9 protein-coding genes and 1 riboswitch are annotated in these 14,772 nt (G+C 71.6%); of the genes, 4 read left to right on the top strand and 5 right to left on the bottom strand.

The features are described from left to right. Window positions 1-46: 46 nt before the first annotated feature. The 3 genes from ACX80F_RS04380 to ACX80F_RS04370 form a co-directional block, all read right to left on the bottom strand. Window positions 47-1,555: a glycosyltransferase gene (locus ACX80F_RS04380; RefSeq protein ID WP_459335164.1), complete on the bottom strand. Its 1,509-nt coding sequence runs from the start codon at window positions 1,553-1,555 to the stop codon at window positions 47-49. A 397-nt stretch (window positions 1,556-1,952) separates the two neighbouring features. Next, a complete protein-coding gene (locus tag ACX80F_RS04375) occupies window positions 1,953-3,884 on the bottom strand; it encodes a cellulase family glycosylhydrolase (protein WP_459335163.1) in 1,932 nt (643 codons plus the stop codon). Window positions 3,885-3,900: 16 nt separating this feature from the next. Continuing rightward, a riboswitch (cyclic di-GMP riboswitch) is annotated at window positions 3,901-3,975 on the bottom strand. A 192-nt stretch (window positions 3,976-4,167) separates the two neighbouring features. Beyond that, window positions 4,168-5,118: a TatD family hydrolase gene (locus ACX80F_RS04370; protein ID WP_459335162.1), complete on the bottom strand. Its 951-nt coding sequence runs from the start codon at window positions 5,116-5,118 to the stop codon at window positions 4,168-4,170. Between the two features lie 187 nt (window positions 5,119-5,305). Here ACX80F_RS04370 and ACX80F_RS04365 point away from each other — a divergent pair, with 187 nt between their 5' ends. Genes ACX80F_RS04365 through ACX80F_RS04355 form a run of 3 tightly spaced genes read left to right on the top strand, consistent with a single transcriptional unit; the run spans window position 5,306 to window position 10,325 of the window. Then, entirely contained in the window at window positions 5,306-6,316 is a 1,011-nt protein-coding gene (locus ACX80F_RS04365; protein ID WP_459335161.1) for an AAA family ATPase, read from the top strand. Between the two features lie 47 nt (window positions 6,317-6,363). Beyond that, complete coding sequence (locus ACX80F_RS04360) at window positions 6,364-7,899, top strand: DUF58 domain-containing protein (protein ID WP_459335160.1); 1,536 nt, start codon at window positions 6,364-6,366, stop codon at window positions 7,897-7,899. Continuing rightward, window positions 7,896-10,325 (top strand): DUF3488 and transglutaminase-like domain-containing protein, encoded by a 2,430-nt coding sequence (locus ACX80F_RS04355; RefSeq protein WP_459335159.1) that lies wholly within the window; start codon window positions 7,896-7,898, stop codon window positions 10,323-10,325. Before ACX80F_RS04360 ends, ACX80F_RS04355 begins: the two co-directional genes overlap by 4 nt. A 6-nt stretch (window positions 10,326-10,331) precedes the next feature. On the opposite strand, the gene ACX80F_RS04350 is transcribed toward ACX80F_RS04355, so the two are convergent. Together ACX80F_RS04350 and rsmI are read right to left on the bottom strand one after the other, a co-directional pair. Further along, entirely contained in the window at window positions 10,332-11,813 is a 1,482-nt protein-coding gene (locus ACX80F_RS04350; protein WP_459335158.1) for an NAD-dependent succinate-semialdehyde dehydrogenase, read from the bottom strand. A gap of 146 nt (window positions 11,814-11,959) precedes the next feature. Continuing rightward, entirely contained in the window at window positions 11,960-12,781 is an 822-nt protein-coding gene (gene rsmI / locus ACX80F_RS04345) for a 16S rRNA (cytidine(1402)-2'-O)-methyltransferase (RefSeq protein ID WP_459335365.1), read from the bottom strand. Window positions 12,782-13,071: 290 nt separating this feature from the next. Between rsmI and ACX80F_RS04340 the strand changes: the two genes are divergently transcribed. Next, complete coding sequence (locus tag ACX80F_RS04340; RefSeq protein ID WP_459335157.1) at window positions 13,072-14,694, top strand: dolichyl-phosphate-mannose--protein mannosyltransferase; 1,623 nt, start codon at window positions 13,072-13,074, stop codon at window positions 14,692-14,694. The last annotated feature ends 78 nt before the right edge of the window (window positions 14,695-14,772 follow it).

Here is a 14,772-nt window from a genome sequence, read left to right as displayed (position 1 = left end):
GCGGCAGAGCCCGTCCGCGTTGCCGGTGCGGCGTCGAGGGTATAGGTCATGAGGAAGCTCCAGTCGTGCTCATCCTGCGTGATGCCGTCGCGCCGCCGGCGCCGACGAGTTCGGGCTCGGGGGCCGGTGACGCGGGCTCGAAGACCGTCCGGTGGGCACCGGAGTGCTCGGTCTTCTCCCATGAGTTCTCGCCCTTGAGCTGCCGGAAGACGGCGCGTACCGCGGCCGCCGCGAGGAAGACCTGGTAGGGGAAGGTTCCCAACACCAGCCGCACGTAGTCGCGGACCCGCACCTTCTTGTTGTACAGGCGGCCGAACTCGTTCAGGCCGGCCGCCTCGACCGCAAGGGTGATGAGGGTGGGACCGAGGGGGAGGAACGTGATGAGCGCGACGCCCACGGGGACCTTGGCGAAGAGCACCAGGACGATCGAGATGGGGATCAGCAGGCCGGTTGCGGCCTGCAGGAAGGGCATGGCGAGGATGTAGCGGGCGAACAGCCGCTGGCGGGCGGTGGGCAGCTTGCGCCACTCGCCCTTGCCGAGCACCTGCAGGAATCCCTGGTTCCACCGCGTCCTCTGCTTGAACAGTGACGTGAGCGTTCCGGGCGTCTCCTCCCGGGTGACGACCTCCGGGCTGTAGGCAACCGCGACCGTCGCTCCCTGACTCGAGAGCCGGACACCGACCTCGCAGTCCTCGGCGAGGCACTCGTCATCCCAGCCGTCGGACCATTCCAGCCAGGCACGCTTGATGAAGACGGTGTTCCCGCCGAGGGGGATGAAGTTAACATTGGCGTGGAAATGCAGCCGCGAGCGGAACCAGAAGTAGTACTCCAGCACGTTCCGGAGGGACCACCAGGTGGTGTCGAAGTTCATCAGTTGCACTCCGCCCTGCACCACGTCGGCGCCGGTCTCGGAGAAGCGGGAGTCGACGAGCGAGAGGAGCCGCGGATGGACGTCGTCCTCGGCGTCGAAGACACCGACCACGGAACCGCGCGCGGACTGCAGGGCGAGGTTGAGTGCCTTCGGCTTGTTCTTGGGCACCGAGGAGTCGACGATGACCCGGATGAGGTGCGGGTGGCGGCTCTCCGCCGCGCGGGCAACTGCCTCCGTGCCGGGATCGTCGTGACCCACGATCGCGATGATCTCGAAGTCCGGGTGGTCCTGCTCCGCGAGCCGGTCGAGCGTCTGCCCCATCACCTCCTCCTCGTGCCTGCCGGGCACCAGGAGGGTGAAGGACTGGGCAGCGGGCCGCGGTGTCTGCGAGAAACCCGTGCGCTGGAGGCTGTCGCGGGACCGCCACGCGTGAAGCATCCACCACAGGGTGGTGATCGCGATGATCGTCAGCAGGACCGCGACGACGACCATGGTGCTGTAGGCGAGCCACTCCCCCGCCGACCAGTCCGGCAGGACCGAGCGGACCGGGGTGTCCGTGATCTCCCCGGTGGCCGGCCCGCGGTTGGGGGCGATGTCGGGGACCGGAGAGCTGTCAGGAACGGGCGTCAACAGGGGCGCGGGCTCCGCTCCCGTCGCGTCGGCTGGATCGCTGTTGGAATTCAAGAAGACCTTCTCGGTGATGTGGGAGCGTCAGGGGACATCCCGAAAAGGAAGACACTCGGTCGACGGGCAGTCGACCGAGTGTCAGAGGCGCTACGGAAATGCTCCGGTCTCACAGGAGCAGGAAGCCGCCGACCCGTTCGGGGGATCACGCACGAAGTGTGGAAACGGGCGGCAGTGCAGGCACGGCTCGTCCGCTGCTATCGGCGTTGACGGCGGTGCGTTGACCCGGAAGAAAGCCAAGCGTTCCGAGAACCGGAACTGCCCGTCTTTTCTCCCTCAATTAAGACCCTACGGCGGATGGGAAGAGGTGGCATTACCCGTCTTTGCTCCGGCTGCTACTTGGAATCGAGGGCCTGATACTCGCGTCTTGTGGTCGTGATCTGCCGGCCGGGGTGCATCAACCCGCGATGCGCCCTGTGCTGCGGGAGTGCTTCGTCAGGGGGGTATACCCGGTCTTGGTCCCTGTGGCCTGGACATGGAGGGTGACGTTGCGATCCGCGCTGGTCGGTGTGTAGGTCCGGCTGCGTGCTCCAGCGATCGGGGTGCCCGAGCGGTACCACTGGAAGGTGACGACCGCGCCCGGTGACCATGTGCCGGGGTCGGCGGTCAGGGGCTGACCGACCCGGCCGCTTCCCGTGATCGTGGGCTTCGATCCGGTCAGGGTTCCCCGCGACACCGTCGGACCCGGCCGCGAGGTGCGGGAGGCGGGCGCGTACCCGTTCCTGGTCCCGGACACGACCACCGTCATGCGTGCGCCGAGATCCCGTGCGGTCAGGGCGTGGCGGGCGGTGGTCGCTCCGGGAATGGCGACGCCGTCCCGATGCCATGCGTACTTCAGGGCTGTGCCCGCAGTCCACGGGCCGGGGGTGGCTGTGAGGACGTGCCCCACCCTGGCGATGCCCGCGACCGAGGGAACGGAACTCTGCAACGGCGTGAGGGGTACCGGCGCGGGCGACGTCGGACTCGGGGACGGCTCAGGCGACGTCGGACTCGGGGACGGCACAGGCGACGTCGGACTCGGGGACGGCACAGGCGACGTCGGACTCGGGGACGGCACAGGCGACGTCGGACTCGGGGACGGCACAGGCGACGTCGGACTCGGGGACGGCGCAGGCGACGTCGTGAGAAGCGGCTTCAGGGCCAGCGTCTTCGCGGTCTCCTCGGTGCGCCAGTCGTCCTTGACGAGGCCCCCGGTGTCGCCGCTGTTGGGGTTGAAAGACCAGTAGGAATAGCTCATCCCCGTCCGGCCCAGGTACGCGACCATCTGGTCCAGCCACTGCCGGTCCGAATCCGTCTCGAGCTTCGTGCCGAACTCGCCGAGCAGGACCGGCGCGATCCCCTCCCGGGCGATGTAGCCCCAGTTCCGGTCCCACAGCGCCGGCAGGTTCTCCGGGTAGGTCGGGTCCGAGAACCACTGCTGGTGGTGGACGGACGCGGGGTAGTCGTGCGGGGAGTACACGACGCGGTGGTCCCGTTCCAGGGTGACGGGATTCGCGGCGACTCCCCGGAGCCCGCTCCCCCACCAGGTGGCGGTGCCGTCCGCCTCGTTCTCGATGCCCTCGACGATGACGAGCAGGTTGGGGTTCGCGGACAGGACGGCGTTCCCCGCACGTGTGGCGGCGGCCTTCCAGTCCCTCGCCGGATCCCCGCACGCCCAGCACGCCGCTCCGCGCGGCTCGTTGTGCAGATCCGCCCCGATCACGACGGGGTTGTCCTTGTACCGGGCCGCGAGCATCTTCCAGTCCGCGATCCACTGGTCCTCGGTGATGGCCGGGGTGTGCCAGAGCTCGGACTGCGCCTTCGACTCCGGGCGGTGCCGGTCGAGGATGACGTTCAGCCCGGCCGCACCGGCGGCATCGACCACCGAGTCCATCACCTGGAGCGGCGTGCGGCCCTCGAGCGAGGGGTTGAGCGAATAGTCGACGGAGGTGCTCGTGCCCCGGGTGATGCACTGGTTCGAGTAGGGCAGCCGGATGGTGTTGAAGCCCATGCTCCTGATCTGCCGGAGGCCGTCTTCGAGGTTGATGCTCCACAGTCCGTGCGGGGCGCACTCCGGGGTCTCCAGGCCGAACCAGCTGACGGACTTGATGACGAAGGGCTTGTCCGCCGCGTCACGGATGGTGCCGCCGTCGGTGTGGAGCCAGCCCGACGTCGTGGGCTGGACCTGGGTTGCACGCTCGACGCCTATCCCTCCCGGCTGGACCGCACACCCGCTCGCCACGACGAGCACGGCGGCAGCCAGGGCTGTTCGGCGCAGGAACGCCTGTCGGATCCCGGCCCGCCGCGATCGGACGGAGGGCAGGCGGAGTGTTCGGAGCAGTGAGTGCATGGCGAGGACCTTCGTGTTCGGCGGCCCGGCTGACCTCGTGGGCCCCGTGGCTTTGCGTCCCCGGCTCGCACCGGGTTTGCCTTTGTCGGCGACCACCTACCCGCTGCGGGCGTTCTCGGTCCCAGCAGGGTGGACGGTCTCGGGGACCATTCTTCCCGGGCAACCGCGTCCTTCGGCGTCCGCATGCCCCTGCGTCCCTACAGGAAATCCCCAAGAAAGACCCAAGCCGGGCGGTCTTCCGCCCCGGGAGCCGCGGAGGCCTCCTTCCGGCCCGGGCGTTCGGTCAGTCCCAGCTGCCGTAGACGGCTTCGGTGTTCGCCGTCAGCCGTGCGCACAGGCCGTCGAGGCCGGTGTCGAGAATCCCCGCCATGGCGCGCACCGTGTACGGCACGGCGTAGGAGGCGTTCGGCCGGCCGCGATACGGGTGCGGGGTGAGGAAGGGGGCGTCCGTCTCCGTCAGCACGAGTGCCGGATCGGCCACGAGGAGGGCCTCGCGCAGGTTCGCGGCGTTCTTGAAGGTCACAGTGCCCGCAAAGGACATGTACCAGCCGTGCTCGTTGCAGGTGCGCGCGAGGTCGGCGTCGCCCGAGAAGCAGTGCAGCACCACGCGGTCCGGCGCGGTGTCGGAGAGCAGCGTCGCCACGACGTCGTCGTGCGCCTCCCGGTCGTGGATCTGCAGAGCCCTGCCCAGCCGGCGGGCGATGTCGATGTGGCTGCGGAAGGACGCCAGCTGGCTGTCCCGGCCGTCCTCCCCGGTGCGGAAGTAGTCCAGACCCGTCTCGCCGAGCGCGCGGATCCGCGGCCCGGCGGCGAGCTGCTCGATTTCCGAGAGGGCGTCGTCGAGCGTTCCCGCCGCGGCCAGCAAGGGGGCCTCGTTGGGGTGCAGGGCGACCGCCCCGAGGAGCCGTGCGTCCTGTTCGACGACGGCGGCGGTGAAGCGCGAGGACGCCAGGTCCGTGCCCACCTGGACCGCGCCCCGGACACCGGCGGCCCCGGCTGCGTCGAGGGCGTCGCCGATCGACACCTCGACGGCCCCCTCACGGAAGTCGAAGTGCGTGTGGTTGTCGATCACGGGCACGGGCAGCGGCTCCGGCAGCGGCAGGTACGCGCCCTTCCGCCGTCGTCGGGCCGCCGTGGCGTCCTCTCCGGCGCCGGCGTCCTCCGGATCGCGGTAGGCGGGCGGTGTCTCCCCGATCGCGTAGGGGTGACGGACGGGCAGCGCGCTGGTACACATGATCCACAGCCTAGTTGCGGTACGGAACCAATCGCCCGGGAAGCAAGTTGAGCTAGTAACCTGTTGAATCATTCAGCTCGGTCCGACCTGCCCAGCGTTGGAACGGCCGCAGCCGGTCCCTGCGTGTCGAGCGATCCCGGCCCTCCGGCACCGCTCGGCACGGCAGCCGCACGCGTGGAGGATACCCATGGACGTCCAGCACAATATCGCCGAGGTGGCTGCGGACCCACGGCTCGCCCCGGACCCCGACGCCGCCTTCCACGACGTCGCCACGCGCATCCTCGACTCCATCCAGACGGTGATCGACGGCAAGCCCGAGGCTGCGCGCCTGGCCCTCACGGTCCTCCTGGCCCAGGGACACCTGCTGCTAGAGGACGTGCCGGGGGTCGGGAAGACCCTGCTCGCGAAGACCCTCGCCCGGACGATCGACTGCAGCGTGAACCGCATCCAGTTCACCCCGGACCTGCTGCCGTCGGACGTCACGGGGGTCTCCATCTTCAACCAAGACACGCGGCGGTTCGAGTTCCGGCCCGGCCCGGTCTTCGCGAACATCGTCATCGGTGACGAGATCAACCGGGCCTCCGCCAAGACGCAGTCGTCCCTGCTCGAGTGCATGGAGGAGCACCAGGTGACCGTGGACGGGCACACCCACCCGCTCGGTGCCCCGTTCATGGTGGTCGCTACGCAGAACCCGATCGAGATGGAGGGCACCTACCCCCTCCCCGAAGCTCAGCGCGACCGCTTCATGGCCCGGATCTCGATGGGCTACCCGGATGCCCGCGCGGAAGCGGACATGCTGGAGACCCACCAGTCCGTGTCACCGCTCGCGGCCATCCGTCCGGTCGCCGGCGTGGAGGACATCACCGGGATGATGCGGCAGGTCCGCGCGGTGTACGTCTCGCCGGCCGTGAAGGACTACACGGTGGCCATCGGCCGCGCCACCCGGGACCACCCGCGCCTGAGGCTCGGCGCGAGCCCGCGGTCGCTGCTGCAGTTGCTGCGGGCCGCGAAGGCCGGCGCGGTCCTGGAGGGCCGCGACTTCGTGCTCCCCGACGACATCGCGGCGATCGCCGACGCCGTGCTCGCGCACCGCCTGCTGCTCGACCGCAAGGCCACGAGCACCGGGGAGACGGCGTCGAGCATCGTCGCGGACGTGCTCTCCCGCGTCCCCGTGATCCGGGAGGCGCCCCGGCGATGATCCCCTCCCGTCCCGGCACCCCCACCTCCTAGCGTCCGGCGGCCCGCATGAACCTCATCGAGAAGCTTCCCTCGGGCATCCTCACTGCCCGCGGCTGGGGGTTCGTCCTCAGCGCCGTGGTCGCGCTGCTCTCCGCGCAGGTCCTCGGCCGCAGGGACCTCCTCTACGTGGGTGTCCTGCTGCTCGCCCTGCCGCTGGCGTCCGTCGTCGTCCTCAGGCTGGTCAAACCGCGTTTCACGGTGACGCGCGGGTTCCAGCCGCAGACCATGGAGACCGGCTCCACGACCACCGTCACCCTCGCCCTCACCGCGAGCGTCCCCGGCGGGGCGAGCATCGGCATGGAGGAGCAACTCCCCCCGCGGTTCGGGCAGGCGCCGCACTTCAGCTACCCCTCGCGCAACCCCACCCGCGAGGGCGTGTCCCTGTACGAGTACCGCATCCGCTCCACCTCACGCGGCGTCTACGAGATCGGACCCGTCACGGCGGAGTTCACGGACCCGTTCGGTCTCGGGAAGTCCCGCCGAGTCCTCGGGACCGCGGACCCGCTGGTGGTCACCCCGGCGCCGGTGGAACTGCTCGCCTCCGCCCTCGCCGGGTCCCGCGGCAACGACGGCATGGCCGCGACTCGACGCCAGGCCAACCCGAGCGACGACGACGTCATGACGCGCGAGTACCGGCACGGCGACTCCCTGCGGCGCGTGCACTGGGCCGCGACGGCACGCCACAGCGAACTCATGGTGCGCCAGGAGGAATCGGTCACCACGCCGCACGCCACCCTGCTGCTCGACCAGCGCCACCACAGCTTCAGCACCGGTTTCAGCGCGGTCTTCGGTCGTGACGCGGCCGCCGACAGCGTGCTGTCGACGTCGCCGACCTTCGAGTGGGCGGTCACGGCCGCTATGTCGATCAGCGCGCATCTGCTCGAACGCAACTACGCGCTGCGCTTCCTCGACCAGCAGGGGTCCCCCGCCCTCCTGCACTCACCCTCCGCGCCGTTCCCCGCCGAGGAGGAGCACCACGGCCGGGGCGCTGTCGAGGGCATCGCCGAGGGGCTCGCGGCGCTCGAGCTCGCACCCGAGACCGGCCACCGCCTGCAGGCCCACGTCGACCACTCGGGCAGCACCGCCGTGCGGGCCGGCGAGGCTGCGCGCAGCGCGGTGCGCCGCATCCGCCGGACGGCGGCCGAGGCGCCGCAGAAGACCCAGCACGGCAGGACCCTCCACGCGGCCTTCGGGGATGACCTGATGGACCGGCTCGCCACGAACCGGCACCGCGGGCCGCTCATCGCCGTCCTCGGCGTCGTCACCGCGGACGAGGCGAGAGCGCTGGCCTCGGCCTCCGACTACGGGTCGCCGGCCTACGCCATCCTCGCCACCGACCGTCCCGCCGACGCGCAGCCGCAGCTCGACATCCTGAGGGAGGCGGGCTGGCATGCCACCGCGGCCTCGCCCTCGGCCACGCTGCCCGTCGTCTGGGCGGGCCTCGAACACGCCGTCGGCCGGACGCCGACGCACGCCTCCGCGGCCGGTTCGACGCCGGGCACGCGTTCCTCCTACCACCCCTTCCCCGGGAGGCGGACATGACCTCCACTCTTTCGCGCCCCGCGACCGCGTCCGCGCCGGCTCCCCCGGTGCCGCGGCCGGCGCCTCCGGCCGACCCCTGGCACTGGGCCGTCACGGGAACCGTGCTGCTGGCCGTGCTCGCGGCCTCCGGCAGCCTCAACGGCGTCGTGGAGCCGTGGACCTGGCTGCTCCCCGTGCTCCAGACGATCGTCCCCGTTCTCCTTGCCATGGCCCTGACCCGGACCCTGCGGCTGAACGGCGTCCTCACGGCACTCCTCGGCGTACTCACGCTCTGCGGCGCCCTCACGGTCCGCTTCTTCCCGCGGCAGAGCATCCTCGGCGTCGTCCCCGGCCCGGGAACCCCGTTCGAGCTGCAGCGCCTCCTCGCACAGGCGGAGGAGACGGTGGTCTCCCAGGTGGCGCCCGTCCTGCCGGGAGCCGGCCTCGTCCTGGTGCTGTGCGCCGCCCTGGGGCTCCTCGCCATCATCATCGACCTCCTCTCGACGACCCTCCGCATGCCGGCGGCCAGCGGCCTCGGGCTCTTCGCGATCCTCGTGACGCCCGCCGTCGTGAAGCCCGACGGCGTGGGGATGCCCGCCTTCGTGGCCACCGTCCTCGCGTTCCTGCTGCTCCTGGCCGTCGCGCAGCGGCGGGAGGACCGCCTCGCCTCGGGCGGCGCGCGTGCCTCCGCCGGCTTCGCGGGCCGGGGCGCCATCATCGGGGCGGCGGCGCTCGCCGTGACGGTGGCCCTGCCGCTGCTCATCCCCGGGTTCACCTCCGGGGCCTTCCCCCAGGGCGCCCGACTCAATGTGTGGGGCACCGCCACCGGCCTGAACCCTGCGGTGACGCTCGGCAACGACCTCCGCAATCCCACCGGGTTCGGCCGGATCACCTACTCCACCAACTCGGACGCCCCCCTGTACCTCCGCGCGGTCACCCTCGAGGACTTCGACGGCCGGCGCTGGGAGCCCGACCAGCGGATCAACGACCGCGAGACGGGCGTGGACGCGATCGGGGCGGAAGCCGGCACGCCGGAGACCCTTCCCGAGAGCGACACCGTGTTCACGCGCGTCACCACGCAGAGCTACGCGAGCCCGTGGCTCGTGGCGCCCTACGCACCGACCGGCGTCACGAATCTTGCCGGCACGTGGGCATGGGACCCGGCGAACCTCTCCATCCTCGCCACCGATGGCGGATCGACCGCGCGGCAGGAATACGTGGTGCAGAGCCGCTCCGCCGACCTGACGCGCGAGGGACTGGGCGTGATCGGTCCCGCCGACCCCGACGCCGTCGCGGAGGTCTTCGTGGAGCTGCCGGAGGACACCCCGCAGATCGTCCGCGACAGGACGGCGGAGGTCACGGACGAGTTCGTGAACCCCTACGACAAGGCCGTCGCCATCCAGAGCTACCTGCGCGGCCCCGACTTCACCTACTCGGTGGAGGCCCCCGTGGACGGCGGGTACGACGGCAGCGGCATGGAGGTGATGGCCCGCTTCCTCGAGGCGAAGTCCGGGTACTGCGTGCACTACGCGGGCACCATGGCGGTCATGGCGCGTGCGGCGGGCATCCCGAGCCGCGTGGCGATCGGCTACACCCCCGGCAGCCCCACCGGGGACACCGAGGAGGGCCCCGTCGGCACCGAGCTCCGCGAATTCGTCGTCGATTCCCGCAACGCGCATGCGTGGCCCGAACTGTACTTCGAGGGCGTGGGCTGGGTGCAGTTCGAGCCCACGCCCTCCCGCGGCGTGGTGCCCGGCTACGCGCAGCAGGCGTTCTCCCCGGTCGGGCCACGGGCGGACGACATCGACGGGCTGAATCCGGGCAGCCTCCCCGACGTCGCGGACCCCTCGGGATCAGCGACGGACACCGCGGAGGACGGAGCCCAGGCCGGGCCCGGCCCAGGCAACGACGCCCGGCCCACGATCGGCATCCTGGCCGGCATCGGGGTCGCGCTGCTCGCGCTCCTGCCGTTCCTCCTGCGGACCGCGAGGACCCGCACCCGACGCCGCACCGTCATCGTCCGCGAGGCGGCGGGCGGCCCCGGCGGGGACGTCGGCGGGACCGGAGCCGCGACCGCCGCCTGGGCGGAGACGACGGAGATCGCCGGCGACTACGGCTACCGGTTGGAGCCGACCGACACCCCCCGCACCTTCGCCGGGCGGCTCACCCGCGACGCCGGGTTCGAGGGCCGCCCCGCCACGTCCCTCTCCCGCCTGCGCACCGCCTACGAGTTCGAGGAGTACGCCGGCCACGGCGGCGGGTCTCCGGGTTCCGGGTCCGGTGAGGCCCCGGCGCGGAGCGGCACCCGGACGGCGACCGTGCCGCGCTGGGACGACGTCGACGCCGTTACGCGTGCACTCCGGGCAGGCAGCTCATGGCCCGTGCGGGCCAGGGCGCGGCTCTTCCCGCAGTCACTGCTCAACCGGTTCCGGAGCGGGCGCCCCTGAGGAGCCCTAGGAGGCGTAGGGATCCGCGATCCCCACGTACTGCGTGTACAGGTACTCCTCGATGCCCTCGGCGCCGCCCTCGCGACCCAGGCCCGACTGCTTGACGCCGCCGAAGGGCGCCGCCGCGTTGGACACGACCCCGGCATTGAGGCCCAGCATGCCGGTATCGAGCCGCTCGCCCATGCGCAGGCCCCGGTTGAGGTCGCGCGTGAAGACGTAGGCCACGAGGCCGTACTCGGTGTCGTTCGCCAGCTCCACCGCTTCGTCCTCGGTGCTGAAGGTGATGATTGGCGCCACGGGGCCGAAGATCTCCTCCTGCAGGATGCGCGAGGACCGGGGCACGTCCTTCAGAACGGTGGCCTGGTAGAAGTAGCCGTCGCCCGCCACGGGCGCGCCACCGGTGACAGCGACAGCGCCGTCGCCGACAGCCGCGGTCACGAGCTCGTGGACCTTGTCGCGGCTCTTCTGGTCGATCAGGGGGCCGAGCTTCGACGCGTCCTCCGTGCCGCGCGCCGGCGTCATGGTCTCCATGCGCTCTGCGAGGGCCGCGGCGAAGCGGTCGGCCACCGCTTCATGGACGATGAAGCGGTTGGCGGCCGTGCAGGCCTCGCCCATGTTCCGGAGCTTCGCCAGCATGGCGCCGGTCACCGCGGCGTCGAGATCGGCGTCCTCGAACACGACGAACGGCGCGTTGCCGCCGAGTTCCATGGAGGTCCGCAGCACATTCTTCGAGGCGGCCGCGAGGAGGTTGCGGCCCACCGGGGTGGACCCGGTGAAGGAGAGCTTGCGCAGGCGGGCGTCCTCGATGAGCGGCCCGGTGACGTCACCGGCCGTGGTGGTGTTGACGATGTTCAGCACGCCGGCGGGCAGGCCCGCCTCCTGCAGGACCGTTGCGAACAGGGAGGACGTGAGCGGGGTCAGGTTAGCGGGCTTGAGCACCATGGTGCAGCCGGCAGCGATGGCCGGCGCGATCTTCCGCGTCGCCATGGCCAGCGGGAAGTTCCACGGGGTGATGAGCAGGCACGGGCCCACGGGCTTCTTGCTCACGAGCAGGCGGGACTTCCCGTCGGGCGAGGTGGAGTACCGGCCCGAGGTGCGCACGGCCTCCTCCGAGAACCACCGCAGGAACTCCGCGCCGTAGGTGACCTCGCCGCGCGCCTCGGCCAGCGGCTTGCCCATCTCGAGCGTCATCAGCAGGGCGAATTCGTCGGCGCGCGCGGTGACCAGGTCGAAGGCCCGCCGCAGGATCTCGCCCCGCTCGCGCGGAGCGGTCCGCGCCCAGTCGGCCTGCGCGGCCACGGCGGCGTCGAGCGCCGCCATGCCGTCCTCGGGGGTGGCGTCCGCCAGCGTACGCAGGGTGCGTCCTGTGGCCGGATCCTCCACGTCGAAGGTGGCACCCGACGACGACGCCCTCCACTGTCCGTCGATCAGGAGCCCGGTGGGCACCTGATCGAGTACTGCCTTCTCCTGGTCGGCGGTGACAGCCAATGTGAGCTCCTTCGGGACGATACGGGGCGCCCCGACGGGGCATTCCCGATCACGCTAGACCCGGCGGCGAACGGGTGTCCAGTAGGGTCTGCACGGCAGGAAGGGCTTCCCTTTGGACGAGTGCACAGCCGCGGGGGTGCAGCCGGTCAGCGCGCGGCGATCACCGCGGCATACAGCTCCCGCTTGCTGACGCGGGCGTCGGCGGCGACCGCCGCCACGGCGTCCTTGAGGCGCATGCCGCCGTCCATGAGACCGTTCACCTGGGCCACGTGGTCCTCGGGCCGGGACGGTGGGGCGTCCGGGGCGCCGGCGAGGACCACGGCGATCTCACCGCGCACCTCGGTCTCCTGCGCCCACTGGAGGAGCTCGAGGAGGGAACCGCGGACCACCTGCTCGTGCACCTTGGTCAGTTCCCGGGCCACGGCGGCCTGCCGGTCCGAGCCGAACGCCTGCTGCAGCGAGCGCAGCATCGCCTCGAGCCGGTGCGGGGCCTCGAAGAACACCATCGTGCGGCGCTCCGCCGCGAGGTCGGCGAGCCGCCCCGCACGCACGCCCGGCTTGCGGGGCAGGAACCCCTCGAAGCAGAACCGGTCGGTGGGCAGCCCGGACAGTGCGAGCGCCGCGAGGACCGCAGAGGCACCGGGCACCGCCGTCAGGTCGAGGCCCTCGGCGACGGCGGCCTCGACCAGGCGGTAGCCGGGATCCGAGACCGAGGGCATGCCGGCGTCGGTCACCATCAGCAGGGTCGCGCCGTCGTGGACCAGCTCGAGCAGTTCGGGCGTGCGCTCGGCCTCGTTGTGCTCGTGGTAGCTGATGACCCGGCCGGTCACGGTGACGCCGAGCGCCTGCATGAGGCGGTGCAGGCGGCGCGTGTCCTCGGCGGCGACGACGTCCGCGGTGTGGAGGAGGCCAATCAGGCGTTCGGTCGCGTCCCCCATGTTGCCGATGGGCGTGGCCGCGAGGACGATCCGTCCCCGGCCGCTGTCGTCGCCCGCGGTGCCGCGGTATGCGGTGGGGGCCCGGACGGCGTCCGCCTGGTCCGCCTGGTCGGCCGGGTCCGCCTCCTCCGTGGCCTCCGCTGCGGGGGCCGGAACGGCGTCGTCGGGCTGGTCCTCCGCGGGCGCCGGGAAGTCCTCCCGGACGGAGTCGGGGGCGGCGTCGTCGCGTGGCTGGTTCACCGCACCAGCCTAGCGCTCCACGCGGCCCGACAGGCGGCCGGGTGCGGGGCCCGCGCCTCCACCGCCGGTAGCATGGCAGGGTGAGTCCCACCGCCGTCCGAGCCCGACGGGACAGCCCTCAGCCGACCGGATCCTGGGTCCTCGCTCCTTCCCTCGCCTTCACGCGCGATGCCCTGCTGGTCCGCCTCCTCGGCGCCGCGGCGCCCGGCGGCTCCCTGCGCTGGGTGCTCCCCCTGGCCGTGGCCCTGCTCGGCGGGATCCTGCGCTTCGTGCGTCTCGGCGAACCCGGCTCGCTCGTGTTCGACGAGACGTACTACGTCAAGGACGCCTATTCGCTGCTGCAGTCGGGCTACGAGCGCGAATGGCCCGAGGACGCGAACGACTCCTTCAACGCCGGCACCCCAGGCGTCCTGCTCGACACTCCCGACTACGTGGTCCACCCGCCGGTCGGCAAGTGGATGATCGCGTTCGGGATGCTGCTGTTCGGCGCGGACAACGCCTTCGGCTGGCGCTTCTCCGCCGCCGCCGTCGGCACCCTCTCGGTGCTCCTGCTCGCCGTCGTCGCCCACCGGATGTTCGGCTCGGCACTGCTGGGCGCCGCCGCCGGGCTCCTCCTCGCCGTCGACGGCCACCACCTGGTGCAGTCGCGCACCTCGCTGCTGGACATCTTCCTGAGCTTCTGGCTCCTGGTCGCGTTCGCGGCGCTCCTGCTGGATCGCGACGACGGGCGACGACGCCTCGCCGCCCGGCTCGCTGCCCGGACGGACGGGGGCGGACTGTCGCGTGCGCCGCTCGCGTACGGCCCGTTCCTCGGGTTCCGGCCGTGGCGCCTCGCGGCCGGTGTGTGCCTCGGGCTCGCCCTCGGCACGAAGTGGTCGGCCCTGCCGTTCATCGCCGCCTTCGGCCTGATGACCGTCGCCTGGGACATGAGCGCGCGACGCATCGCCGGTGTGCACCACTGGGCGCTGGGGGCGGCGCTGAAGGACGGCCTGCTCGCGTTCGCCTGCATCGTCCCGGTGGCGGCGCTCACCTACCTGGGCACGTGGACCGGCTGGTTCCTGTCCGCCGACGCCTACGACCGCACCTGGGCGCGGCAGAACCCGTCGGAGCAGTGGGGCTGGCTGCCGGACGGGATCCGCTCCCTCGCGGAGTACCACCGCAGTGCCTTCGCCTTCCATGAGGGCCTCGGCTCCGACCACCCGTACGAGGCGACCGCCTGGTCGTGGCTCGTGGTGGGCCGTCCGACGTCGTACTTCTACGAGAAGCCGGGCGGGTGCGGGGCGGACGCCTGCTCGCAGGCCGTCACGGTGCTCGGCAACCCGCTCATCTGGTGGAGCGCCGCGCTGTCCCTCCTCGTGCTGCTGTTCTTCTGGCTGGGCCGCCGTGACTGGCGCGCCGCGGCCATCCTCACCGGCGTCGGCGCGGGCTACCTGCCCTGGTTCCTGTACCCGGAGCGAACCACCTTCTACTTCTACGCCGTGGCCTTCGAGCCCTTCCTCGTCCTGGCCCTGGTCTACTGCCTCGGCCTCGTGCTCGGCGGACCGGCGGCGGACGCGGCCCGGCGACGGACGGGTATCGTGCTGGTGGGGCTTTTCCTGGCCGCCGCCGTCGCGCTGTCGGCCTACTTCATGCCCATCTGGACGGCCGAGGTCATCCCCTACGACCAGTGGCGCGAGCGCATGTGGCTGCCGAGCTGGATCTAGGGCCGCGGCCGGTCCCCCGCTGAATCTTCCGACCATATCTTCCGACCATCACCGGTTCCCACCGGACGAACCGGTCCT

It is taken from the genome of Arthrobacter sp. TMS2-4 (genome assembly GCF_054511075.1).
This window is presented reverse-complemented; position numbering and strand designations above follow the sequence as displayed.